General features: G+C 73.7%; 21 protein-coding genes and 1 pseudogene. 7 read left to right on the forward strand and 15 right to left on the reverse strand.

What is annotated here, in order from left to right; translation table 11 throughout:
* Positions 1 to 367 precede the first annotated feature (367 nt).
* From ACZ63F_RS08350 to ACZ63F_RS08360, 3 genes are all read right to left on the reverse strand, one after another.
* A complete protein-coding gene (locus ACZ63F_RS08350; RefSeq protein WP_469709720.1) occupies positions 368 to 1,207 on the reverse strand; it encodes a GNAT family N-acetyltransferase in 840 nt (279 codons plus the stop codon).
* Positions 1,208 to 1,285: 78 nt separating this feature from the next.
* Positions 1,286 to 1,909, reverse strand: coding sequence for a GNAT family N-acetyltransferase (locus tag ACZ63F_RS08355; protein ID WP_469709721.1), 624 nt, complete (start codon positions 1,907 to 1,909; stop codon positions 1,286 to 1,288).
* 4 nt (positions 1,910 to 1,913) lie between these two features.
* Positions 1,914 to 2,387, reverse strand: coding sequence for a Zn-ribbon domain-containing OB-fold protein (locus ACZ63F_RS08360; RefSeq protein WP_469709722.1), 474 nt, complete (start codon positions 2,385 to 2,387; stop codon positions 1,914 to 1,916).
* Positions 2,388 to 2,809: 422 nt separating this feature from the next.
* Between ACZ63F_RS08360 and ACZ63F_RS08365 the strand changes: the two genes are divergently transcribed.
* The 4 genes from ACZ63F_RS08365 (at position 2,810) to ACZ63F_RS08380 (ending at position 8,947) form a co-directional block, all read left to right on the forward strand.
* Complete coding sequence (locus ACZ63F_RS08365; RefSeq protein WP_469709723.1) at positions 2,810 to 4,018, forward strand: flavin-containing monooxygenase; 1,209 nt, start codon at positions 2,810 to 2,812, stop codon at positions 4,016 to 4,018.
* A gap of 223 nt (positions 4,019 to 4,241) precedes the next feature.
* The gene (locus ACZ63F_RS08370; RefSeq protein ID WP_469709724.1) at positions 4,242 to 5,783 is read left to right on the forward strand and encodes a flavin monoamine oxidase family protein; all 1,542 of its coding nucleotides are present in this window, start codon (positions 4,242 to 4,244) and stop codon (positions 5,781 to 5,783) included.
* A 141-nt stretch (positions 5,784 to 5,924) separates the two neighbouring features.
* The gene (locus ACZ63F_RS08375; protein WP_469709725.1) at positions 5,925 to 8,162 is read left to right on the forward strand and encodes an acetate--CoA ligase family protein; all 2,238 of its coding nucleotides are present in this window, start codon (positions 5,925 to 5,927) and stop codon (positions 8,160 to 8,162) included.
* Positions 8,162 to 8,947 (forward strand): enoyl-CoA hydratase/isomerase family protein, encoded by a 786-nt coding sequence (locus ACZ63F_RS08380; protein ID WP_469709726.1) that lies wholly within the window; start codon positions 8,162 to 8,164, stop codon positions 8,945 to 8,947. The genes ACZ63F_RS08375 and ACZ63F_RS08380 overlap by 1 nt, the downstream gene beginning before the upstream one ends.
* A gap of 26 nt (positions 8,948 to 8,973) precedes the next feature.
* Here the strand turns inward: ACZ63F_RS08380 and ACZ63F_RS08385 are convergent, their stop codons facing one another.
* Positions 8,974 to 9,900, reverse strand: coding sequence for a hypothetical protein (locus tag ACZ63F_RS08385; RefSeq protein WP_469709727.1), 927 nt, complete (start codon positions 9,898 to 9,900; stop codon positions 8,974 to 8,976).
* A gap of 81 nt (positions 9,901 to 9,981) precedes the next feature.
* Between ACZ63F_RS08385 and ACZ63F_RS08390 the strand changes: the two genes are divergently transcribed.
* A complete protein-coding gene (locus ACZ63F_RS08390) occupies positions 9,982 to 10,578 on the forward strand; it encodes a flavin reductase family protein (protein ID WP_469709728.1) in 597 nt (198 codons plus the stop codon).
* Positions 10,579 to 10,600: 22 nt separating this feature from the next.
* Here ACZ63F_RS08390 and ACZ63F_RS08395 read toward each other — a convergent pair whose 3' ends face one another.
* From ACZ63F_RS08395 to ACZ63F_RS08420, 6 genes and pseudogenes are all read right to left on the reverse strand, one after another.
* Positions 10,601 to 11,623, reverse strand: coding sequence for a catalase (locus tag ACZ63F_RS08395; RefSeq protein WP_469709729.1), 1,023 nt, complete (start codon positions 11,621 to 11,623; stop codon positions 10,601 to 10,603).
* A gap of 61 nt (positions 11,624 to 11,684) precedes the next feature.
* On the reverse strand, positions 11,685 to 12,383 hold the full coding sequence (locus ACZ63F_RS08400; RefSeq protein ID WP_469709953.1) for a thiamine pyrophosphate-dependent enzyme: 699 nt from the start codon (positions 12,381 to 12,383) through the stop codon (positions 11,685 to 11,687).
* A 138-nt stretch (positions 12,384 to 12,521) separates the two neighbouring features.
* Positions 12,522 to 13,417, reverse strand: a pseudogene (locus tag ACZ63F_RS08405) (thiamine pyrophosphate-binding protein); the annotation flags it as partial.
* A 31-nt stretch (positions 13,418 to 13,448) separates the two neighbouring features.
* Complete coding sequence (locus tag ACZ63F_RS08410; protein WP_469709730.1) at positions 13,449 to 14,294, reverse strand: alpha/beta hydrolase; 846 nt, start codon at positions 14,292 to 14,294, stop codon at positions 13,449 to 13,451.
* A gap of 204 nt (positions 14,295 to 14,498) precedes the next feature.
* On the reverse strand, positions 14,499 to 15,692 hold the full coding sequence (locus ACZ63F_RS08415; RefSeq protein WP_469709731.1) for a PucR family transcriptional regulator: 1,194 nt from the start codon (positions 15,690 to 15,692) through the stop codon (positions 14,499 to 14,501).
* 176 nt (positions 15,693 to 15,868) lie between these two features.
* Entirely contained in the window at positions 15,869 to 16,390 is a 522-nt protein-coding gene (locus ACZ63F_RS08420) for a hypothetical protein (protein ID WP_469709732.1), read from the reverse strand.
* Between the two features lie 291 nt (positions 16,391 to 16,681).
* Between ACZ63F_RS08420 and ACZ63F_RS08425 the strand changes: the two genes are divergently transcribed.
* Positions 16,682 to 17,233, forward strand: coding sequence for an HdeD family acid-resistance protein (locus ACZ63F_RS08425; protein WP_469709733.1), 552 nt, complete (start codon positions 16,682 to 16,684; stop codon positions 17,231 to 17,233).
* Here ACZ63F_RS08425 and ACZ63F_RS08430 read toward each other — a convergent pair.
* Positions 17,230 to 18,432, reverse strand: coding sequence for a PucR family transcriptional regulator (locus ACZ63F_RS08430; RefSeq protein WP_469709734.1), 1,203 nt, complete (start codon positions 18,430 to 18,432; stop codon positions 17,230 to 17,232). The two genes, ACZ63F_RS08425 and ACZ63F_RS08430, sit on opposite strands and share 4 nt — an antisense overlap.
* A 290-nt stretch (positions 18,433 to 18,722) precedes the next feature.
* Positions 18,723 to 20,045 carry an MFS transporter gene (locus ACZ63F_RS08435; RefSeq protein ID WP_469709735.1) on the reverse strand — a complete coding sequence of 441 codons (1,323 nt, stop codon included), beginning with the start codon at positions 20,043 to 20,045 and terminating at the stop codon, positions 18,723 to 18,725.
* Between the two features lie 71 nt (positions 20,046 to 20,116).
* On the opposite strand from ACZ63F_RS08435, the gene ACZ63F_RS08440 reads away from it, so the two are divergent.
* Positions 20,117 to 21,151: a GlxA family transcriptional regulator gene (locus ACZ63F_RS08440; protein ID WP_469709736.1), complete on the forward strand. Its 1,035-nt coding sequence runs from the start codon at positions 20,117 to 20,119 to the stop codon at positions 21,149 to 21,151.
* Here ACZ63F_RS08440 and ACZ63F_RS08445 read toward each other — a convergent pair.
* The 3 genes from ACZ63F_RS08445 to ACZ63F_RS08455 form a co-directional block, all read right to left on the reverse strand.
* The gene (locus ACZ63F_RS08445) at positions 21,050 to 22,306 is read right to left on the reverse strand and encodes an MFS transporter (protein WP_469709737.1); all 1,257 of its coding nucleotides are present in this window, start codon (positions 22,304 to 22,306) and stop codon (positions 21,050 to 21,052) included. The two genes, ACZ63F_RS08440 and ACZ63F_RS08445, sit on opposite strands and share 102 nt — an antisense overlap.
* Positions 22,307 to 22,657: 351 nt before the next feature.
* Positions 22,658 to 22,900, reverse strand: coding sequence for a hypothetical protein (locus ACZ63F_RS08450; RefSeq protein WP_351484431.1), 243 nt, complete (start codon positions 22,898 to 22,900; stop codon positions 22,658 to 22,660).
* The gene (locus tag ACZ63F_RS08455) at positions 22,897 to 23,058 is read right to left on the reverse strand and encodes a hypothetical protein (protein WP_469709738.1); all 162 of its coding nucleotides are present in this window, start codon (positions 23,056 to 23,058) and stop codon (positions 22,897 to 22,899) included. Before ACZ63F_RS08455 ends, ACZ63F_RS08450 begins: the two co-directional genes overlap by 4 nt.
* Between the last annotated feature and the right edge of the window lie 9 nt (positions 23,059 to 23,067).

Consider the following 23,067-nt stretch of genomic DNA (forward strand, 5'->3'; position numbering starts at 1 on the left):
AGCCCTGTGAACCTGGCCCGCCTGACCAGCTCGGGCACGGCCGCGTGGAGCTCGATCCGGGCGAGCGGAGCGCCGAAGCAGTAGTGGATACCGGTGCAGAAGCCCAGGTGCTGGCGGTCTTGCAGTCGGGGTCGCACCGGTTCGGGGTCGTGGAAGCGCACGGGGTCGCGGTTGGCCGCGGCCAGCAGCAGCGCCCCGAAGACCCGTCCCAGGACCTGTCCGAGCGACGGTCCGGCAGCGCCCCGAAGGGGCGCGGGGACCTGCGCGACCAGCCACGACGGCGCCGCGGACGCCCGACCTCATGCCCCGAAGGCTCCGCGGACACCCGACCTCATGCCCCGAACTCGTACACCGCCCAGTCGGCCACCTACCGGTAGCCGATGCGCTGGTAGAGCGCGTTGCTCGTCGGATTCGCGAGGTCCGTGAAGAGGAGCACCTCGGCTGCGCCTGCGGCCCGCGCCGCCCGGCTCACCTCCGCGGTCACCGCCCCGGCGTACCCGCGGCCGCGCAGTTCCGGCGGGGTGTAGACCGGCGCGACCCGCACCTGGCCGGCGACCGCCGGGGTCAGGCCGGCCAGGGAGACGGGGGTGCCGTCGGGGGTCTCCCAGAGGGTGACGCCGCCGTACGAGAGCCGGAAGTCGGCCCACTCCCCGCCATCCCGACCGCCCCGCAGACCCGCGTCGGCGACGAACCCCTCGTACCAGCGGATCAGCAGGTCCCGGTCGGACGCCTCGGCCACCCTCGCCCGCCCCTCCGGCGCCGGGGTGGGAGGTGTCAACTCAGCCAGCCGGTAGAGGCGTTGCAGCTCCTCCACCTTCCCCGGCAGACCCGTCCGCCGTTCCCACGCCGCCGCGAACGCCTCCGCCGTGGCGCCGTCGGCGCAGATCCCGGACACCGGGTGGCCGAGGGCGAGGAGGCGCTCGGCCAGCGCCTCGGCCTCGCCGGCCGCGAGACGGGTGACGTTCAGGGCGTAGGGGGGCGTGTGGAGCAGGGTCGCGGCCACTGAGCCGTCGCCGCGGGTCAGGACACCGAGGAACGGGGGGTCACCGCCGTACGCCCGCGGACCCCGCCGCCTGAGCTGCTCCGTCACCGTGAGGTGGACGGCGTGGAGGTCCGGGCGGGAGTGCAGGAAGTCGCGGGCACGGGCGAGGAATTCGTCGACGTCGTCGGTGAAGTGCCATTGAGCGGACCGAAGTTGCGAATTCATGGTCCATGGTCGCGACGGACCGCCAGGTCCCGCATCCGAATTGACCCCGCTTGATCGGTGGGGCCTGGTCGGTCCGGCTCAGTCCCGCGCCGGGGCCCGGTCCAGGTCCGGGCTCGGGTCCGTGGCCAGCCGTCCGTGCAGGTGCACGTCCCGGAAGGCGTCCTGTCGGCCCTCCTCGAACATGGCCCCGCGCAGCGTCCCCTCGTAGCCGTAGCCGCACGTCAGGGCGATCCGGCAGGACGCGTCATGGCCGAGGGCGTGGCCCAGCTCCAGGCGGTGCAGGCCCAGTTCGGCGAAGGCCCAGTCCGTCGCCAGGGCCAGCGCACGGGTGGCGACCCGGCGGCCCCGCGCCTCGGGCAGCACCCAGTAGCCGACCCGGGCGGTCCGGAAGGTGTGGTCGATCATGTTGACGCCGACGTGACCGAGGGTCGTACCGCTCTCCGCGTCCGTGATCCGGAACGGCGCACAGGTGCCGTCCGCCGCCTGCTTGCGCTGCGCGGCCAGGGCGGCACGGGCACCAGCGAGGTCGTTCACCACGGTGAGCGGGGTGTTCCAGCGACGGAAGTCCGGGTCGGTGCGGGACCGCAGCCACGCCGCCACCTGCACCTCCGCGTCCGGGTCCCAGCGGTCGAGCCGCAGCCCGTGACCGTGCGGGGTGCTTTGCGGGCGGGGGACGGCGGGCTGTTCGTCGGTGAGGGCCATGGGGTCATTGAATCCCGTGCACCGGGCTGAACACCGGCACCCCCTCCCGGAAGGCGACCTCCAGGTCCAGCCCGGCGCACAGGGCCTCCGGGTCGGCGCCCACCAGTTCCGTCATCATGCGCGGACCCTCGGCGAGGTCGACCACGGCGGGCACGTACGGGACGCGGTCACCGAAGGGCGCGAGGTCGTTGCGGTGGACGACGGACCAGGTGTAGAGGGTCGCGCGGCCACTCGCCCGCTCCCAGGCGACGTCCTCGCTCCAGCAGTGCGGGCAGAACTCGCGGGGGTAGTGGTGGGTCCGGCCGCAGGAGCCGCAGCGGCGGAGCAGCAGCCGCCCCTCGGCGGCCGCCTCCCAGTAGGGCCGGGTGAAGGCGTCCTGTTCGGGGCGGTCGTATCGCGGGCGATCGCCGCGTATGCCCTCGGGACCGACGTCGGAGCCGCCGCCGGAACTCCTCGCGTCCGTACTCGTCGCATCCATGAATCTGACGTTACGTCAGATCCTGAAGCACAGCCCAGACCCGGACGGGCAAAGCCTGTGCATTTCCCGTGGCCCTGTGGGTCCCCCGTGAGATCCCGGGGAATTGTTGACGACTTCAAGAAGCTCTCACCTTCGTGATGGCACTCTCGAAGCCGCGACAGCCTTCCCGAAACGCGGTGCCCTTTTCCCGCCTGTCCAAGGACACCGCCCACCCGTGACGTCGGGCCCCAGCGCACCGGGGCCCGACGTCACGGGCCTTTCGCTTTTCCGGCCGGTTCACCACGGATTCGCTGCCGTTTCCGACAGATGAGGTGTCCTACGTCACAAGCCCCACCCACTTCTCCTACGGGTGTGATCAATCCGCAACCAATTCCGGTCTTGACCGAGACCCATCAACGTGACGCGTGATTACGCTCCCGCTCATGGCCGCATTTCCCCCCACCGTTTCGCCCGTCTACGTCATCGGCGCAGGCCCTGGAGGGCTCGCCGCCGCGTACGTGCTGCGGGCCCGGGGCGTCCGTGCCGTGATCCTGGAGAAGTCGGACGGCGTCGGCGCGTCCTGGCGCCGCCACTACGACCGCCTCCACCTGCACACCACCCGGCGCCTGTCCGCGCTCCCCGGGCTGCCGATACCGCGCCGCTTCGGCCGCTGGGTCTCCCGGGACGACGTGGTGCGCTACCTGGAGAAGTACGCCGAGCACCACGAGCTGGAGATCGTCACCGGGGTCGAGGTCTCCCGCGTGGAGCGCTCGCCCGACGGCGACGGCTGGCTGCTGCACGCCTCCGGCGGACGGGAGCTGACCGGCTCCGCGGTGGTGGTCGCCACCGGCTTCAACCACACCCCGCACCTCCCCGACTGGCCCGGCCGGGACGCCTACGGCGGCGAGTTCCTGCACGCCGGCGCCTACCGCAACGCCGATCCCTTCGCCGGCCGGGACGTCCTCGTCGTCGGCGCCGGCAACACCGGCGCCGAGATCGCCGTCGACCTGGCCGAGGGCGGCGCCTCCCGGGTGCGGCTCGCCGTCCGCACGGTCCCGCACATCGTGCGCCGCTCCACCGCAGGCTGGGCCGCCCAGTACAACTCCGTCCTGGTACGACGGCTCCCGACCGCCTTCGTCGACCGGCTGGCCCGCACCATGGCCAAGGTCAGCGTGCCCGACCTGGCCGCGCACGGCCTGCCCCGCCCCGACAGCGGGCTCTACAGCCGGGTGAAGCAGGGCGCCATCCCGATCCTGGACGTCGGGCTCATCGAGGCGGTGCGCCAGGGGAAGGTCGAGATCGTGGCCGCCGTCGACGGTTTCGAGGACGGCCAGGTCGCCCTCGCCGACGGCACCCGCCTCACCCCCGACGCGGTGATCGCCGCGACCGGATACGTCCGCGCCCTGGAGGGCCTGGTCGGCCACCTCGACGTGCTCGACGACCGCGGCCGCCCGGTCGCCCACGGCCCCCGCACCCCGGAGAACGCCCCCGGCCTCTACTTCACGGGCTACACCAACCCCATCAGCGGCAACCTGCGCGAGATGGCCATCGACGCGGAGAAGATCGCGAAGGCGGTCGCCAGGAGAGCCGCGAAGACGTCCGCCGAACGGCAGCGGCGTCAGGTCCGGTCCGAGCGCCAGCCGACGGCGTAACCAGCCGCTCCCCTGCACAGCGCCCCCGTACACATCGCCCCCCCTGTACACATCAACCCCTGCACACATCAACCCCTGTGCACATCAAGCCTGTTACTCATGTGACGCATGCGACGGGCGCCTTTTGTTACCGGCGGTAGCATCGCACCCGTGCCCGGCACCAGAATGTGAGCCCTGCTCAACTTTCCGGTTCCACCCCTCTCGCCCAGCACGGAGGACGCACGTGGCACGCGAAAGACAGCTCTCTCCCCGGCCCGCCCCCGAGCCCGCTCCCCGACTCTCCCGCCGCTCCCTCCTCGGCGGCGCCGCCGCCGGGGCCGCCGGCCTCACCGCGGGCACCGCCCCGTCGGCCACGGCCGCCACGGCCGCCCCGGCCGCCGCCTCCCGGACCGTCGACGTCGCGATCGTCGGCGGCGGCATCGCCGGGCTCACCGCGGCCCGCGACCTGGTGGCCGGCGGCAGGTCGGTGGCCGTGCTGGAGGCCCGGGACCGGGTCGGCGGCCGGGTGGTGAACCTGAAGCTGGCGAACGGCGGTTTCACCGAGGGCGGCGGCGAGTTCGTCGGCCCCACCCAGAACCGCGTCAAGGCCCTCGCCGACTCCCTGGGCGTGGCCACCTTCACCACGTACAACACGGGGAACAACCTCCTCTACAAAGACGGCAAGCGCACCCCGTACGACACCAGCGGCCTGCTCGGCTCGGTGCCGCCGGTGGACGCGGCGGGGCTGGCCAACGCGGCCATCGTCCAGTCGGAGCTGGACAGCATGGCCGCGCAGGTCCCGGTCGACGCGCCCTGGACCGCCGCCAAGGCCGCCGAGTGGGACAGGCAGACCTTCGAGAGCTGGCTGAACGCCCACGCGATCGTGCCCTCGGCCAAGTTCCTGCTGGACCTGGCCTGCACGTCGATCTTCTCGGCCCAGCCCCGCGAACTCTCCCTGCTCTACGTCCTCTACTACATCGCCGCCGCCGGGGACGAGTCGAACGCCGGCACCCTGGAACGCCTCACCGACACGGCCGGCGGCGCCCAGGAGTCCCGCTTCGTCGGCGGCAGCCAGCAGGTCCCGATCAAGCTCGCCGCGACCCTCGGCGACCGGGTGGTACTGAGCGCGCCGGTGCGGTCGATCGCCAAGTCCGGCAGCGCGTACGTCGTCACGGCCGACGGCATCACCGTCAACGCGACCCGGGTCGTCGTCGCCCTGCCGCCCCCGCTCGCCGCCCGCATCACCTACGACCCGCTGCTCCCGGCCGCCCGCGACCAGCTCACCCAGCGGATGCCGATGGGCTCGATCGGCAAGGCCATCGCGGTCTACGACACCCCGTTCTGGCGGGCCGACGGCCTCAACGGGCAGGCGGTCAGCGACTCCGGCGTGGTCCGCTCGACCTTCGACAACTCCCCGCCGGACGGCTCCTACGGCGCCCTGATGGGCTTCATCGAGGCCGACGAGATGCGGGCGTACGACGCGGCGGGCGAGGCCGACGTCAGGGCCGCCGTGCTGGCCGACTACGCCAACTACTTCGGGGACAAGGCGAAATCCCCCACCTCCTTCGTGCTGCAGCGCTGGGACAATGAGGGCTTCTCGCGGGGCGGTCCGGTGGCCTACGCGCCGCCCGGGGTGCTGACCGAGTACGGGGCCGCGCTGCGTGAGCCGGTGGGCGGGATCCACTGGGCCGGGACGGAGACGTCGACGTTCTGGACCGGGTACATGGACGGGGCGGTGCGGTCGGGCGAGCGGGTGGCGAAGGAGGTGCTGGCCGCCCTCGGGTGACCCGGCCGAGGGTGACCCGGTCAGAAGAGGAGCTGCTCCGGTCCTCAACTTTGCGTGCAGAGCAGTTCCTGACGCAGCGTCAGTTCAGTAATCTGACACTGCGTCAGGTAATTGTGCTGTCACACAGGAGCGGGCGGAACGATGCTTGGATCAACCCACGGCACCCTCACCACCGACTCCCGCCGGGCCCGGGTCATCGCCTGCGGTGAGCAGCGTCCCGGGCCCGCCGTCCACGGCCGCGCGGCCGAGGCGGGCGAGGCGGACGCGCTGGACGTCAGCGGACGGCCGCTGTACGCGGACGTACCTGATCTGGACAGGTTCTTCCGACCCGAGTCCGTCGCCGTGATCGGCGCCTCGGACGCGGAAGGGCGGCCCAACACCGGCATCACCCGGCAGCTGCTCGACTGGGCCGGGCGGGTCGGGGCCCGGGTGCACCCGGTGCACCCGACCCGGCCGTCGGTCTTCGGCATCGCCTGCGTGCCCTCGGTCGCCGACCTCCCCGAAGAGGTCGACCTCGCCGTGCTCCTGGTCGCCGACCCGCTGCCGGTGATCGAGGAACTGGCCGAGGCCAAGGTGCGGTTCGCCGTCGCCTTCGCCTCCGGGTTCGCGGAGACCGGCGAGGAGGGGGCCGCGGCCCAGACCCGTCTTGCGGCGGCCGTACGGCGCTCCGGGCTCCGGCTCCTCGGCCCGAACACCAACCTGAACGCCTTCGAGCGCTTCCGCGACGACCTGGAAGGACCGGCGATCGCGCTGATCACCCAGTCCGGCCACCAGGGCCGCCCGGTCTTCGCCGCGCAGGAACTCGGCATCCGCCTCTCCCACTGGGCGCCGACCGGCAACGAGGCCGACCTGGAGACCGCCGACTTCATCTCCTACTTCGCCGAGCGCCCCGAGGTCGGCGCCATCGCCTGCTACGTCGAGGGCCTCAAGGACGGCCGCGCCTTCCTGCTCGCCGCCGACCGCGCGGCCCGCCGCCGGGTGCCCGTGGTCGCCGTGAAGGTCGGCCGCACCGAGGCAGGCGCCCGCACCGCCGCCTCCCACACCGGCAAGCTGACCGGCGCGGACGACGTGGTGGACGCGGCGCTGCGCCAGTACGGGGTGATCCGCGTCGACGGCCTCGACGAACTCCAGGACACCGCCGCCCTGCTGGCCCGGGCACGGGCGCCGCGCGCCGACGGGGTGGTCGTCTACTCGATCTCGGGCGGCACCGGCGCGCACGTCGCCGACCTGGCCGCCGGCCTGGGCCTGAAGCTGCCGGTGCTGTCGGCGGCCCGGCAGGCCGAGCTGCACCAGTGGATACCGGAGTACCTGAGCGTGGCCAACCCGGTCGACAACGGCGGGCACCCGGTGGGCGACTGGCGCGGCCGGAAGATCATCGACGCGATCCTCGCCGACCCGGACGTCGGGGTGCTGATCTGCCCGATCACCGGCCCCTTCCCGCCGCTCAGCGACAAGCTCGTGCAGGACCTGGTCGACGCGGCCGAGGCGACCGACAAGCTGGTGTGCGTGGTGTGGGGGTCGCCGGTCGGCACCGAGGCCGCCTACCGCGAGGTGCTGCTCGGCTCCCGCCGGGTGGCCACCTTCCGCACGGTCGGCAACTGCCTCACCGCCGTCCGCGCCTACCTGGACCACCACCGCTTCGTGAGCGAGTACCGCTCCCCCTTCGACGAGGCCCCGCGCACCCCCTCGCCCTCCTACCGCAAGGCACTCGCGCTGATGCGGCCGGGACAGCAGCTGAGCGAGCACGCGGCGAAGCAGCTGCTGCGCGCGTACGGCATCCGGGTGCCGCGCGAGCAGCTGGTGACCAGCGCGGCGGCGGCCGTGCGCGCGGCCGGGCTGGTCGGCTACCCGGTGGTGATGAAGGCGTCCGGCGGCCAGATCGCCCACAAGACCGAGCTGGGCCTGGTGAAGATCGGCCTGACCTCGGCCAGCCAGGTCCGGGACGCGTACCGGGACCTGACCGACATCGCCCGCTACGAGGGGGTCGCCCTGGACGGCGTGCTGGTCTGCCAGATGGTGGAGCGGGGCGTGGAGATGGTGGTCGGGGTCACCCACGACGACCTGTTCGGGCCGACCGTGACCGTGGGGCTGGGCGGGGTGCTGGTCGAGGTCCTGCACGACGCGGCCGTACGTGTGCCGCCGTTCGGCGAGGACCAGGCCCGGGACATGCTCGCGGAGCTGCGTGGGCGGGCTCTGCTGGACGGGGTGCGGGGCCGCCCGCCGGCCGACCTGGACGCCCTCGTGGAAGTGATCCTCCGCGTCCAGCGGATGGCCCTGGAACTCGGCGACCAGCTCGCCGAGCTCGACGTCAACCCGCTGATGGTGCTGGAGCAGGGCCAGGGCGCGGTGGCGCTGGACGCGCTGGCGGTGTGCCGCTGATGGACACCGTCCGGTACGTGACCGCGGAGCGGGTCGGCCATCTCACCCTCGACCGCCCCGACGCCCTCAACGCCCTCACCCCCGACCAGCGCGACCACGTCATCCGTCTCCTCGGCGAGGCCTCCGCGGACCCCGGGATCGGCGCGGTGGTCGTCACCGGCACCGGCCGCGGCTTCTGCGCGGGCGCCGACCTCCGCGGCAGCGGCACCCCGGCCGAACGCGTGCCGGGTGACGTGGCCCGCACCATCCGGCTCGGCGCCCAGCGGCTGGTCGCCGCCGTCCTCGACTGCGAGAAACCGGTGATCGCGGCCGTCAACGGCACCGCCGCCGGCCTCGGCGCGCACCTCGCGCTCGCCTGCGACCTGGTGCTGGCCGCCGAATCGGCCCGTTTCATCGAGGTGTTCGTGCGGCGCGGCCTGGTCCCCGACGGCGGCGGCGCCTACCTCCTCCCCCGCCTGATCGGCCCGCACCGCGCCAAGGAGCTGATGTTCTTCGGCGACGCGCTCTCCGCCCCGGAGGCCGAACGCCTGGGCCTGGTCAACCGGGTCGTCCCGGACGCCGACCTGCCCAGGACGGCCCGCGACTGGGCCGTCCGCCTGGCCACCGGCCCCACCCGCGCCCTGGCCCTGACCAAGCACCTGGTCCACACCTCCCTGGACACCGACCGGAGCACCGCCTTCGCCGCGGAGGCCGCCGCCCAGGAGATCAACATGACGACGCGTGACGCCCAGGAAGGGGTACGGGCCTTCGTGGAGCGCAGGAACCCGGAGTTCCTCGGGAGGTGAGGCCGACCGGGGGCCGACCGGCCCGGCTATGCCCGTTCGAGGATGCGCAGGGTGCCCGCATCGGGGTCGCCGAAGAGCACGAAGAGCTGGGGCGCGTCCTCGCTGCCGCCGACCGACCACTGGGTGTCCTGACCGCAGTCCCCGTCCAGTTCGACCAGCACACCGTCGCGCGAGGTCCTCCGGGGTGCCCAGGTACCGGGTCCCGCGCACACGACGTAATCAGTGAAGTCGTCGTCCGTGAAGGGCGCCGGTTCGGTGGGCAGTTTGACGGCCTCCGCGCTGCCGTCGGCACGCAGCCGCAGCTCGGCGCCGCTTCCGTCCCGCCATACGCCGGTCAGCTGAGCGGCGGTCAGCCGCGGTGGCTCGTACTGCGGGATCAGGCCCGCCTCGGACGCCAGCACCCCGCCGACGAAGGCGAGAACGGCCAGCCCGGACGAGCCGGCGGCGGCCCGCCACCAGACGCCCGCCGGCCGCAGGGCGCGTCGCCGGACCCAGCCGACGCCGAGCGTCGGCAGCACGCCCAGCCCGGCCAGGACCGCGAACGTCGTGGTGAACGGCCAGGACCCGAGTGTTGCGACGAGTGCGCTCCAGAAGGCGGCCGGCACCACCGGCGCCACCAGGTACCACGGCCAGGAAGGGCCGCCCAGGCGCCGGCCCGCGAGCCGGGCCGCCACCACGGAGGGCAGGTCCAGCAGGAACGCCTGCGCGACGCCCAGCAACGGCAGCAGGACCGGGGCCAGGAACAACAGGAACACCGCGCCCAGGGCACCGCCGTTCCCGGCGCCGTAGTCGTCACGGCCGGAGAGGCCGATGAACGTCAGCAGTCCGGCCGCCGGCAGCTGGGCCATGGCCAGCGCGACCGCCGTGCTCAGATCACCCCCGGACCAGACCGGCCGCCGCTCACCGGTCCGCTCCCGCGACCCGCCCCGCCCCCGTACGCTTTCCCACCCCATGTACGCAGCGTACGAAGCGGTCGTACGGTGCCCCGCACCGCCCTTCCCATCTGACGTTCCGTCAGCTTCAATGAAGAGGTGATGGGACACGCAGGGGCGGCCGCGGCTGCCGTCCGTTATCTCAGGTCGGTCCCCGCGGCGGGGCCCGTGGAGTCGCTGCCGCGCCCGGAGTTGCGGTGCGTGCGCGCGGACGAGCGGGCGCCGGTCGACCAGACGGAGTTCCGGCGGGTGCTCGGCACCTTCGCGACCGGGGTGACCGTGATCACCGCACCGGCCGCCGAGGGCGAGTCCGCCCCGGCCGGCTTCGCCTGCCAGTCGTTCTCCTCCCTCTCCCTCGACCCGCCCCTGGTCTGCTTCATGGTCGGCCGTACGTCGGCCACCTGGCCGCGCATCGCGCGCGCCGGCGTCTTCTGCGTCAACGTCCTCGGCGCGGGCCAGGGCGACCTGTGCCGCGCCTTCGCGGTGAGCGGCGCGGACAAGTTCGCCGGCGTCGCCCACGACCCGGCCCCGGTCTCCGGCTCCCCCCGGCTGACCGGCGCCGCCGCGTGGATCGACTGCACGATCCACGCGGTCCACACGGGCGGCGACCACCTGATCGTGGTCGGCCGGGTGACCGCGCTGGGGACGGGCGAGGCCCCCGAAGAACCGTTGCTGTTCCACCGGGGGCGGTTCCGCTGAACCTCCTCCCGCGTGCGAGCGGCTAACCCGCCTGCCATTCCCGGGCGCTGGCCGCGTAGACCGCGCGGCGTGCCCGGTTGAGGTTGCCGAGCGGGCGGAACTCCGCCGGGGCGTGCCACGGGTTGAAGGCGAGGGTGTCGACGTGGTCGCGGGTGGCCTGGCCCGCCGCGCCGAGCAGATCCTGCGCCGGGATGGTCAGCGTGGCCACGCCGAGCCAGGGCGAGTCGCCTTCCCGCCACTCCACCGCGCCGTCCTCGATCGGGGTGAGCCGCTCGTCCACGAACTTCTGGACGTGCAGGGCGAACCGGACCGGGGCGCCGCTCAGCCCGGCTGCGAAGCGGGCCCGCAGGCCGTCGGCCTGATCCGCCGACGGAGCGAGGGCCGGGGCCGGACCGCCGAGGGGGCTGAGCCGGAACCGTACGGGTCCCGCGTCGCCCCACAGGACGGCCCCCCGGCTCCAGTACGACTCCTGCGCCAGGCCAGCCGACGGGCGGTTGGCCCTCCTCAGGTTGCCGAGGATGCGCGCGGTCTCCGACGGGCCGAACCTCAGCAGCATGCGGGGCAGCACCAGCGGCCTGGGTCCGGCGCCGATCCTGGCGATCTCGACGAACTGGGTGGCGTCGCGGGCGTGGGAGACCGGGTAGCTGGTCATGAGCAGGTCGTGCTCGCTGCCGCCCGGCAGCCTGATCTTCAGGGCCGCGCCGCGCAGGTCCGGGCTGCTGTCCGCGCGGACGGCGCCACTCGCGTTGGACAGCCGGACGGTGACCGGGAACCGGGCGCCGGGGGTGAAGTCCCCGGCGCACAGTGCGGCGGGCAGATCGTCCCGGAAGGCGAGTTCGGCGTTGTCCACACCGACGACGATCTTGGCGTGGAAGGTGCGGTGGGAGACCGGCGAACCGGATCTGCGCCGGTTCGCCCGCTGCACGCCCACGATGACGTCGGCGAGGTCCCGGAAGTGCCTCTCCTCGGCCTCGGGTGAGCCGCCGTGGTAGATCTCGCGCCAGCCGGGCCGGGTGGCGGCCGGGGAGCCCTGTTTCTCTGTCACGACGCGTTGTCCTCCGCTGCGGATGGGCCGGTCATATCGGTCTTCCTGTCGTGTCGGCCGGTCAGGCGAGCCGGGCGTTGTGCGTGACGGTCTCGACGACGTCGTCCAGGCGGCCGGCGAAGACCTGCCGTGCCGCGCTCAGGGTGAAACCCGCGGCGGTGCCGGCGGGCACCCGGGCCGGGATCGCGAGCGCATAGGGATCGACGAGGACGTCGACGACGACCGGGCCGCCGGTGTGGGCCAGGGCGGCCGCGAGGCCGTCCGCCACCTCGCCGGGATCTTCGATGCGGATGCCCCTGGCGCCCATCGCCTCGGCGACGGCGGCGAAGTCCGGGGTCGCGAAGTCGGTCCCGAACGGCACGAGGCCCGCCTCCTGCTGCTCGATCCTGACGAACTCCAGGCCGCTGTTGTTCAGGACGACGTGCACGACCGGCAGCCTGCGCTGCACCTCGGTGAGCAGGTCGCCGAGCGCGAGCATGGTGAACCCGCCGTCGCCGCACAGCGCGATCGTCTGCCGTCCGGGGAAGGCGAGCTGCGCACCGAACGCGCCGGGCGACGCGGTGGCCATGGACGCCCACGAGAACGATCCGGACAGCCGCCGCCGCGGCCCGTACCTGATGTGCCGGGCGGCCCAGATGACGGGGGTGCCGGTGTCCGCGAAGAACAGCGCGTCCTCGTCGGCCAGGTCGCTGAGGACGGTGGCGACGTACTCGGGCCGGATCGGCCTGATGCGCGGTCCCTTCTCCGTGTAGTGCCGCATCCGGCGGTGGAACCGTTCTGTCTCCTCCACGCAGCGGGCGAGGAAGCCGCCGTCGGGCTTCGGCTCGACCAGCGGCAGGAGCGCCTGCACGGTCGCCCGTACGTCACCGGCCACGGCCAGGTCGACCGGAACGCGCCTGCCGAGCCGCTCCGGTTCGTGGTCGACCTGGATGATCCTGGTCCTGCCGTGCGGCAGGAACTCGGCGAACGGGAAGTCGGTACCGAGCATCAGCAGGACGTCGGCGTGGTGCAGCGCGTGATGGCAGCGCCGTAGCCGAGCAGCCCGGTCATGCCGACCGCGTTCGCGTTGTCGTGCTCCAGGAACTGCTTGCCCTTGAGCGAGTAGCCGACCGGCGCACCGAGCTTCCCGGCCAGGGCCGTCACCTCCGCATGCGCCCCGGCGCAGCCCTGGCCGCCGAAGACCGCCACCGTACCGGCCGCGTTGATCAGCTCGGCCATGGCGGCGAGGTCCTCCGCCCCGGCCGGTGCGCGGACCGGCCGGGGCAGCCGGATCTCGTAGCGGTCCTTCGGCGCGCTCGCCGCCGCGACGTCACCGGGCAGGGACAGGACCGCGGGTCCGCCCCGGGTCACGGCGGCCGTGACCGCCGAGGTCACGACGTGCCGGAGCTGGGCGGGGTTGACCAGCCGGGCCACGTACACCGCGGAGGTGGCGAAGAACCGGTACGGGTTGAGCTCCTCGACGGTCTCGCTGTCCAGCAGGCCGGTCTCGGTGTCGCCGGCCAGGACGATGACGGGCACCCGCTCCTTGCGGGCGTCCAGCATGCCGTTGACCAGGTGGACGACCCCCGGTCCCGCCGTTCCGCAGACCACGACGGGCTGCCCCGTCAGCCGGGCCTCCGCGACGGCGGCGAAGACGCCGAACTCCTCGTTGCGCACATGCACGAAGTCGACCTGGCCGTTGCGGCGCAGGGCGTCGACCACCGGGTTGAGCGCGTCACCCACGATCCCGTAACAGCGCCGCACCCCGGCGCTGACCAGCATTTCCCACAGCCCGTCGGCCACTGTCCTGGACATCGCGCACCTTCCGTTCTCGGAGGTCGGCCGGTCACACCGGGTCGCCGGTCGCGGAGTCGAGGACTCCGGGGCGCGGGTCCAGCGCCCAGTCGAGGGCGAAGTCGGCCACCGCCTCCCACCCGGGCTCGCCGCAGGTGAAGTGGTCGCGCCCCGCGAACACGGTGTGCGCGGTGACCGCCGTCGAGTGCTTGACGTTCTTCTCGTAGTTCTGCCGCTGGACGACCGGGGGCAGGATGTGGTCGCTGCCGCCGGAGACGAACAGCAGCGGCGCCCGGTCGTCGTCGGCGAAGTCGAAGGTGGTGGCCGCGTGACGGGTGACGGCCGCGAGACCGCCCTGGAAGAGGATGCGGGCCGGCGTCGGCACCGCGTAGCGGTCGTAGGCGCGCCGGGAGGCGTCCTCGTCCAGGGTGTTGGTGAAGGCGTAGTGGAACTGCTCGGCCGTCAGCGGGACGGCCCGGTGCACGTTCGCCGGGTCCTTCAGGACCGGCAGCACCGAACGGAGCTCGGACAGGGGCATCGCGTTCACACCCTTGACCGCCGCGCCGTCGAGCGACACACCCGCCGCCCCGAGCCCGGCGCCCACCAGCAGCTGGGCGAAGGTCCCGCCGAACGAGTGCCCCATGATGATCGGCGGGCTGTCCAACTCCTCGATGAGGCCGGTGAGATGGTCCAGCACCTCGCGGACCCCGACCCCGGCGATCGCGGAGGCGTCCTCCCGGAGCGCCGCGACCCCGGCCTCCCCGGGCCCTGTCCCCGGGTATCCGGGCGTCAGCACGGTGAATCCGCGCTCCTCGTACCGGGTCACCCAGTGCTCCCAGGCGAGCGGCGTCATCCACAGGCCGTGTATCAGGACGATCGTGTCCGGGGCCGTCGTCATGCCCGCATCTCCTCCATCGCGGTAAGGGGGCCGGCAGGGCGGGAATCCCGGCTCCGCCGGACCCTGCCGCCGGACAGCGTGGCATCTGCCCCGTTGTGCACGGGGACAAGAAGCGGGGCCGCCGTTGGGCACCATGACGGCGCCCGGACACACGGTGGGCTCCCGGAACGGCGCGGGGCCGGCCGGCGCGGGCGGACGGCCCGGTCACGCGGAGCGAGGCGCGGTGCGCGTGCCTGTCGTCGCCGCCCGGACCACCGCCAGCCGGGCCAGCTCCCGGTGGGCATGCCGGTCGAGGTCGAGGCCGGACAGCTTCTCGATCCGGTTGATCCGGTACAGCAGGGTGTTGCGGTGGGCCGGGAGGGCCGCCGCGGCCGCCGTCCGGTTGAAACCGTGTGCGACCAGGCACGCCAGTGTCTGCGACAGCGTTCCGGAGGGGTCCTCGGCATCGAGCCGGCCCAGTACGCGCCGCATGACGCCGTCGGCGAGCTGGGGGGAGTTGCCGAGCATGACCTCGGTCAGGAAGTCGTCGAGGCGGATCCGCCCCCGGCGTCCCGCCCTGCTCCCCAGGGTGACCAGGTCGTGCAGGGTGGCGACCGTTTCCGCCAGTGCCGCTCGGCCGGTGGCCGACTCGGCGGCGAGGACCAGCGCGCTGTCGGCGAGGAAGTCCGTCCAGTCGAACCCCGGCCGGGTCAGGCCGGCCACCCGGTGCCCCTCCGCGCAGGCCAGCGCCCCCGCGGTCCGCAGCCGCGCCGCCAGGCCGGCGTGGGCGGCGGCTGAGCCGCCGTCGAGCGCCGTCACGAAAGGGCAGTACGGGCCGGCGAGGTCGAAGCCCAGCCGTTCCGCGCGGTCCAGGTCCTCGACGGTCGTCGCCGACCGGGCGCAGATCCGGGCGAAGAGCGCCGCAGCGCGGGAGTTGCCGTCGGCGGACGGCAGCTCCCGCTGATCTGCGAACGCCCGCCTCACGGTCGTCAGGGCGATGTCCAGGAACGCCCACGCCACGTCCAGCTGGGGCATCAGCCACACCCTGTCCTCGGCCGGGCTGAGTTCCAGCAGCGCGCTGCACACCGCGCGTGCCGCCCCGGAGCAGGCACGGAACGCGTCCTCGGCGAGAAGGCCGTGCCCGGCCGCCGCGCGCGCCGCCTCGTAGAGTTCCGACAGCGTGTCCCCGGCAGGTTCCTGCCCGCTCAGCAGCCAGTTCCTGATCAGTTCGACGCTACGGCGGATCAGGTCCTCCCGGGACCCGGCCTGGCAGCCGGGTCCGGGTATCCGGCCGGTCGGCACCTCCGCCAGGCCGCGGGCCAGCTGATGCGCCATCAGGTCCGGGTCCAGGCGACGGAGTACGCCGCGCAGCCGGCCGGCCACCCCGGAGCAGGCGTCGGCGCGGGGCGTGGCGTACATGCGCGTCACCTTCCGGAGGGCTCGATGCGGGGCGGTGTGCCCCGGCTCGCGTGGTCGCCGGTGCGGCCCGGCTCGCGTGGTCGCCGGTGCGGCCCGGCTCGCGCGGTCGCCGGTGCGGCCCGGCTCGCGCGGTCGCCGGTGCGGCCCGGCTCCGGGTTCGCCGTCGGCACCGGCGGTCAGCTGTCCGGCCCCCGCCGAGGGTGCGCGTCCGGCGGCGGGAGCAGGAAGCGCCACGCGTTCAGCACCCCGCTGACGAACGCCACGGCGGAGGCAGGCAGCAGCAGGTAGAGGCCCGCGTCGTGGCCGAAGGCCAGCAGGGCCCCGGCCGCCACGAACAGCAGCATGACGACCACGTTGGTGTCCCGGCGGTCGAAGATGTCGGTCAGCCGCCCCTCGTCGACGGCCGACTCACGCTTGTTCCGCCCGATGGCCAGCAGGCTCAGGCAGGCGCCGATCCCCATGGCGATGAGCTCGGCGCCCAGCACCGGACCGGGCTGGCCGGGCACGAGCAGGACGGTGGCCATGAGCAGCGGTGCGACGAACAGCACCAGGGTCTGCGCCGCGCCCGCCCGCAGGCCCGGGTGCCGGGCGATCCGGCCGGCGTCCACGGACACCGCGACGAACAGCAGCCCGGTGAGGGCGGCGCTGGCTCCTCCGGTCATCACGGCGAAGCTCTCCCAGTCGGCCGAGACGCTCATACGCCGCGCACCCCCGGCAGAGACGGCCGGGGCCGGGCGCCACGCCCGGGACTTTCGCAACACGCCCTGGCCGCCTCCGGAACGCCTTCGGGGAGCGTCCCGGCCGGCAGCTGCCGGAGAGTCGCCTCCGGGGTCCTGACCGGTCTCCCGCGCGGATCGAGCTCGGACACAGGCTCCCCTCCCGTACTGGTGCTCTGCCGTCATTCAACGCCCTGACGCCTTGTGCCCGGGCACGAACACCCGCCCGGTTTTTGGAAGACCGCCCACCGGGAGCGCCCGTAGCTTCGCCGCATGCACAAGAGCCCCCTGGCCCGCCTGGGCCGTTCCTGGACATGGCACCTGCTCTTCGGGCTGGTCTCGATCGGCTCCGGCGTCATCGCCGTGGCCTGGCCCGGCCCGACCCTGGTCGTGCTCGCGGTCGTCTTCGGCGTACAGCTCGTCGCCACCGGGGTGTTCCGCCTGGTGGGATCGGTGAGCCTGGGCGCAGGGGACACCGCCCGCGCCCTGACGGGAGTCCTCGGCGTGGTCAGTCTGCTGCTCGGGCTGTACAGCCTGCGGCACGTGCTGATCACGGTGCTCGCGCTCGGGCTGCTGCTCGGCATCTACTGGGTGGTCGACGGTTTCACGGCCGTGTTCGTGGCGCTGGACCGTCCCGGTCTGCCCGGACGGGGCTGGAACGTCTTCATCGGCCTGCTCGGGGTCGTTGCCGGACTGATGCTGTTGACCTGGCCACAGCTGTCGCTGCTGACGCTGGCGTTCCTGGCCGGCCTCTGGATGATCATGCTCGGCGCCATGCAGCTGGGCCTCGCGCGCCGGCTGCGGGACACCGTGCGGCCGGCCTAGGAACCGTCGGGCCCCGCGCCGGCCGGGCGCAGGTCCCGGCCGAGGGTCTCCCAGGTGACCGCGAGCAGGACGAGGGTGCGGTCCCGCTGCTCCCGGAGAGACAGGCCGGTCAGCTTCTCGATCCGGCCCACCCGGTACAGCAGGGTGTTGCGGTGCACCGGCAGCGCGGCCGCGGCCGCCGTACTGTCGAAACCGTGGGCGGCGAGGCAGCGCAGGGTGGCCGCCAGGTCCACGGCGTCGGCACGCTCCAGCGGCCCGAAGACCCGCCGGACCATCCGGTCGGCGGTCTCCGGGGCGTCGGCGAGCAACAGTTCGGGCAGGTGGTCGTCGGCCAGCACCCGGCCCCGGCGCCCGGACCGGGCCCCGATGGCGATCAGCGCACGCAGCCCGTCGACCGCCGCCCCGAGCCGGTCGCGGGCCAGCGGCTCGTCCTCGGCCAGCAGCAGCCGCGGGTCTTCGAGGAACTCCGTCCAGCCGAATCCCGACGGGGTCAGCCCGGTGACCCGCAGCCCCTCGGTGAAGGCCAGCGCCCCCGCCGCACGCAGCCGGAACGCGAGGTCGGCGTGCGCGGCAACCGAGGCCCCGGCGAGCTGCGCGGTGAACGGCCGGTACGGCTCCACCAGGTCGAAGCCGAGCCGGGCGGCCCGGTCCCGGTCCTCGATCGTGACGGGCAGCCGGGCGCACAGCCGGTCGAACAGGGTACGGGCGCGCCGGTCACCGGCCGTGGACGGCGCGTCCTCCTGGTCCGCGTAGGCCCGCGCGAACACCTCGACGACCAGGTCGAGGTAGTCCTCCAGACAGCTCCAGACGGTCTCCGACCGGGCGAGCAGCACCGCCCGGTCGGCGTCCGACGCGAGATCCAGCAGCGCCTCCCAGAACATGCGCGCACCGCGGCGGTAGACCAGGATGCTGCCCTCGATCGGCTGCCCGGCCATCGCGCGGACACGCAGGAACTCGTGGAGCTCGGACCGGAGGTAGTCGTCCGGGGGCAGGCCGTCGACCAGCCAGCGCAGGACCAGGTCGACGTTCCAGCGCACCACCGCGGCCCGGTCCACCGGCCACTGGAAGTCTGTGTAGGCGGGGAGCCGGGCGAAATCGGCCTCCATCCTGCGCACCACGACGCCCACGTCGAAGCGCCGCAGAACACCCCGCAGGTCACCGTCGGCGTTGCCCGCGCCGGCCGGCCGATGCACGTTCACGCGGCGATCCTTCCACAACGGTGCCCGGCACCCGCCCGCCACGGGAGCGCGGGACCGGACCGGGGCGCCAGGCGGGGCCGGCGACGTCCGCTGCCGTGGGGCAACGCGCCCCCGAGGGGGCGCTGGAGATACACCCGGCGGGCGGGGGAGGAAACCGCGCGAGCGGCCCCGCCGACGGCACGGACGGCGGACGGCGGACGGCGGACGGCAGTCGGAAGACGGCAGTCGGAAGACGGCAGTCGGAAGACGGCAGACGGCACATTCGCGGCACTTCCGGCGGAGCGCCTGGCCTAGGCCGCCACGGCACCGGGTCCCGCCGCCGGGGCCACCGGCCGCCGCCGGATCACGAGGGCCATCAGGGCCGCCGCCGCGCACAGGGCGCCGGAGGCGTACCAGACCATGTCGTAGGTGCCGAAGACGTCGCGGGCGACGCCGCCGAGGTAGGCGACGAGGGCCGCGCCGATCTGGTGGGAGGCGAGGACCCAGCCGAAGACGATGGCGCTGTCCTCGCCGTACTGCTCCCGGCACAGGGCCAGGGTGGGCGGGACGGTGGCGACCCAGTCGAGGCCGTAGAAGATGATGAAGAAGACCATCGAGGGGTGGACCGACGGGCCCAGCAGCATCGGCAGGAAGAGCAGGGAGACGCCGCGCAGGGCGTAGTAGACGGCGAGCAGGCGGCGCGGTTCGAAGCGGTCGGTGAACCAGCCGGAGGCGATCGTGCCGACGACGTCGAAGACGCCGATGACCGCGAGCAGCGAGGCCGCCGTGGTGACCGGCAGCCCGTGGTCGTGGGCGGCGGGCACGAAGTGGGTCTGGATCAGGCCGTTGGTGGACGCCCCGCAGATCGCGAAGGTGCCGGCCAGCAGCCAGAACGGCCCGGTGCGGACGGCGGAGAGGAGCACCCCGACCGTCCTGCGCGCGGCTCCGGTGACCGGGGCCGGCTTCGGGACGAACTCCGTCGCCCCGTACGGCTTCTGGGCCACGTCGGCCGGGTGGTCGCGCAGCAGCAGCCACACGAAGGGGACGACCGCGAGCGCGGCGAGGGCGACGGTGACGGCGGCCGGGCGCCAGTCGTACGTCTCGACCATCCAGGACAGCAGCGGCAGGAAGATCAGCTGGCCGGAGGCGGAGGCGGCGGTGAGGATGCCGCTGACCAGGCCGCGGCGGGTGGTGAACCAGCGGTTGGTGACCGTGGCGGCGAAGGCGAGCGCCATCGAGCCGGACCCGAGGCCGACCAGCAGGCCCCAGCAGAGCATCAGCTGCCAGGCAGCGGTCATCCACACGGTCAGGCCCGAGCCGATCGCGATGACGGTCAGCGCGACGGCCACCACCCGGCGTATGCCGAAACGGTCCATCAGCGCGGCCGCGAAGGGCGCGGTGAGCCCGTACAGCGCGAGGTTGACGGAGACGGCCGCGCCGATCGTGCCGCGCGACCAGCCGAACTCCGCGTGCAGGGGGTCGATGAGCAGGCCGGGCAGGGAACGGAAGGCGGCCGCGCCGATGATCGTGACGAAGGTGACGGCGGCGACGAACCAGGCACGGTGGATGCGCGGCGACCGGGTCGGCTTCGGGTCCTCGGCGAGGGCGGCTGCGGCTTCGGTTGTCTGGGTCACGCCATAAATATCCGGCCAACCGACTCCCTCCATCGAGCGGCCCGAAGGACAGCATTCGTTAGGATCGGGCCATGAGCAGCGATCCCGGCCCCGGCTTCCGCCCGCACCGCGTCGTCGTCCTCGCCCTCGACGGCCTGCTCCCCTTCGAGCTGGGCATCCCGCACCGCATCTTCGGCCGCCCCAAGGACGCGCGGGGGCGCCACCTCTACGAGGTCGTGACCTGCTCGGTCCGCCCGCCCGGGCCGGTCGAGACCGACGCCGATTTCGCGATCCACGTACCCAACGGGCCGGAGACGCTGGCCACCGCCGACACGGTGATCATCCCGGCCTCCTACGAGCTGGGCCCGGTCTTCGAGCAGGGCGTCCTCACCCCCGAACTGGCCGCCGCCCTCGCCCACATCCGCCCCGGCACCCGGCTCGCCTCCATCTGCACCGGCGTCTACGTGCTGGCCGCCGCCGGCTACCTCGACGGCCGCCCGGCGACCACGCACTGGGCCGAGGCGGAACACCTCCAGCGGCTCTTCCCGCAGCTCGAAGTCGACGCGGACGTCCTCTTCATCGACGACGGCGACATCCTCACCTCCGCCGGGGTGGCCGCCGGCATCGACCTGTGCCTGCACATGGTCCGCCGCGACCACGGCACGGCCGTCGCCAACGAGGTGGCCCGCCGTACGGTCGTCCCCCCGCACCGGGACGGCGGCCAGGCCCAGTACATCCACCGCCCGGTCCCCGACCTCCAGGCAGCCACCACCACCGCGGCCCGCGCCTGGGCGCTGGGCCGGCTCCACGAGCCCATCCAGCTGCGCGACATGGCCGAGCAGGAGGCCATGTCGGTACGGACCTTCACGCGCCGCTTCCGCGAGGAGACCGGCGTCAGCCCCGGCCAGTGGCTCACCCAGCAGCGCGTCGAACGCGCCCGCCACCTCCTGGAGTCCACCGACCTCTCCGTCGACCAGGTGGCCCGCGACGCCGGCTTCGGCACCGCCCAGTCGATGCGCCAGCACCTACAGTCGGCCCTCGGCGTCACCCCGACCGCGTACCGCCGCACCTTCCGGGCCGCGACGAGCGCCGGCGACAGCCCCGTCGGTGTCGACGCCCCGCGCTGATCTCCCGGCCCGCCACACCTCGCTCCACCACCCGAGCGCGCTGAGCACCAGGGTCACCCCGACCCCGGCCAGTACGGCCGTGGACGGGGCGACCACCCGCAGCAGTGCCCCGGCGAGGGAGCCGGTCGCCGCGTAACCGACGCCCGCGGCGGCGTACATGACGGAGTACCCGGCGGCCAGGGCACCGGGCGGGAGGACCTCGCGCAGCGACAGGTTGCGGGTGAGCATCGCGGCCGACTGGAGCACGCCCCCCACGATGAGCACGGCCGCGATCCCGGCCGGGTGCGGTATCAGCGCGGCCAGGGTCACGCACACCGCCGTACCGGTCATCAGGAGCACGCTGTGGGTGCGCAGCAGGCCCGGCCAGGTGCGCAGGCCGTGCAGGAAGGCGCCGAGCCCGCCGCCCACCGCCATCCCGGTCAGCAGCGGACCCGACCAGCCGACGTCGATCCCGCGCTGTTCGAGCAGGGCGGGCAGCACGAGTTCGGACAGCCCGAGCAGGGTCAGGCTGGCCGCGCCCGTGATGTACACGGGCCAGGCGCCTGCCAGGACACGGACGAGGGGCGCGGCGGTGCGCCCGGCCGGGCCCCAGGCCGCCGGCAGGAACCGCAGTCCGACGACCGCCGAGGCCATCAGGACGGCGGCGAACCGCAGCGGGACGGCGGGGGCGACACCGAGGGCCAGACCGGCCACCGCGGCCGGGGAGACGGCCCACACGGCGGCCGTCAGTATCGACTCGACGGACAGCGCCTGCGCCGCCGCGCGTTCCGGGACCAGCCTGATGAGCAGGGTGCGCAGGCCCCCGGTGGCGGCGGCCGGCGCGGCACCGGCGACGCACGCGAAGGCGGCGAGGACGGCCGGGGGCGCGGCCGGGAAGCCACCGAGCCCCGAGAATCCAGCGGCCCCGACCGTGAGTCCGACGGTCAGCTGGGCCCGCGCCCGCTCCGGGCGCAGCCGCATCCCCAGCACCGGCGCGCCCACGATCTCGCCGAGCGCGTAGGCCGCCGCGAGCAGCGCGCCCAGCGCGTAGCCGCCGGGCCGCTCGCGCACCAGGAACACCAGGGCCAACGGCGCCATGGCGACCGGCATCCGGGCCCCCACGGCGGTCCCGGCCCAGACCAGGACCTGCTTGGACGCGACGTCACGGTAGGTCATGGGACGACGATAGGGAGACACGGTGACAGTGCCCCGGAGTATTTCGGGCCGACGGACAACCGGATACTCACCGGCCTCCCCGGTCCTGTTAGGGGGACGGCTTCTTCCCCGATCCCTTTCCGCCTGCTGCTCCCGCAGCTCAGTTGCTGGTCCGGGGCGCTGGTGGCGGGTCACCCTGGATGGGTGTAGCGATGGTGAGAGCAGGTGCAGCGAGGTATCAGGAGGATCCCCCGGCCGTGAGGGAGGGGATGTCCTTGGTTTGACGGCACTCGAGGTGGAGGTTCCGATAGCCCAGCTGATGGGCCAGCGCACATTCGGCGCTCATGGTCGAGGTGTCTTCGGTCGGCGCGGTCACCGGAAGATGCCGCCGCTGCTGAACGAGTTCATGGCGCGGGTGCGCTCGGCCACCGCCCGCAGCCGCTCCTCGTCCGTGGCGCGCCGGACGTGAGCGGGGTCGGCGTCCCACTCTCGCCCTCCGGCCACCGGCCGCAGCTGGACGTACGGCCCTTCCCGGCCCATGACATACCCGAGCCTGTCGCGGGCGGCGTCGATGACCAGGGTGCCGACTGGTGCTTCCTGCTCCTCGGCCGTCACTCACGGGCCCCCTGCTCCAGCGCCCTGGTGAGGCGTACGGCCAGGTCGGCGCGCACCCGCCCCAGCTCGACCAGCTGAAGTCCGGGCGACGCCGGGTCCACCCTCAACGACGGGAAGACGATCCCCGCTGAGTCCAGGGCGGCTCTGAGAGCCTCCACCGCCGCCTG

This window comes from Streptomyces sp. NPDC104761 (assembly GCF_055583445.1).

Coding starts and splice junctions, on each gene's coding strand:
- ACZ63F_RS08350 (WP_469709720.1), bottom strand. CDS start 1,207: ATGAATTCGCAACTTCGGTCCGCTCAATGGCACTTCACCGACGACGTC.
- ACZ63F_RS08355 (WP_469709721.1), bottom strand. CDS start 1,909: ATGGCCCTCACCGACGAACAGCCCGCCGTCCCCCGCCCGCAAAGCACC.
- ACZ63F_RS08360 (WP_469709722.1), bottom strand. CDS start 2,387: ATGGATGCGACGAGTACGGACGCGAGGAGTTCCGGCGGCGGCTCCGAC.
- ACZ63F_RS08365 (WP_469709723.1), top strand. CDS start 2,810: ATGGCCGCATTTCCCCCCACCGTTTCGCCCGTCTACGTCATCGGCGCA.
- ACZ63F_RS08375 (WP_469709725.1), top strand. CDS start 5,925: ATGCTTGGATCAACCCACGGCACCCTCACCACCGACTCCCGCCGGGCC.
- ACZ63F_RS08380 (WP_469709726.1), top strand. CDS start 8,162: ATGGACACCGTCCGGTACGTGACCGCGGAGCGGGTCGGCCATCTCACC.
- ACZ63F_RS08385 (WP_469709727.1), bottom strand. CDS start 9,900: ATGGGGTGGGAAAGCGTACGGGGGCGGGGCGGGTCGCGGGAGCGGACC.
- ACZ63F_RS08390 (WP_469709728.1), top strand. CDS start 9,982: ATGGGACACGCAGGGGCGGCCGCGGCTGCCGTCCGTTATCTCAGGTCG.
- ACZ63F_RS08400 (WP_469709953.1), bottom strand. CDS start 12,383: ATGCGGCACTACACGGAGAAGGGACCGCGCATCAGGCCGATCCGGCCC.
- ACZ63F_RS08410 (WP_469709730.1), bottom strand. CDS start 14,294: ATGACGACGGCCCCGGACACGATCGTCCTGATACACGGCCTGTGGATG.
- ACZ63F_RS08415 (WP_469709731.1), bottom strand. CDS start 15,692: ATGTACGCCACGCCCCGCGCCGACGCCTGCTCCGGGGTGGCCGGCCGG.
- ACZ63F_RS08420 (WP_469709732.1), bottom strand. CDS start 16,390: ATGAGCGTCTCGGCCGACTGGGAGAGCTTCGCCGTGATGACCGGAGGA.
- ACZ63F_RS08425 (WP_469709733.1), top strand. CDS start 16,682: ATGCACAAGAGCCCCCTGGCCCGCCTGGGCCGTTCCTGGACATGGCAC.
- ACZ63F_RS08440 (WP_469709736.1), top strand. CDS start 20,117: ATGAGCAGCGATCCCGGCCCCGGCTTCCGCCCGCACCGCGTCGTCGTC.
- ACZ63F_RS08445 (WP_469709737.1), bottom strand. CDS start 22,306: ATGACCTACCGTGACGTCGCGTCCAAGCAGGTCCTGGTCTGGGCCGGG.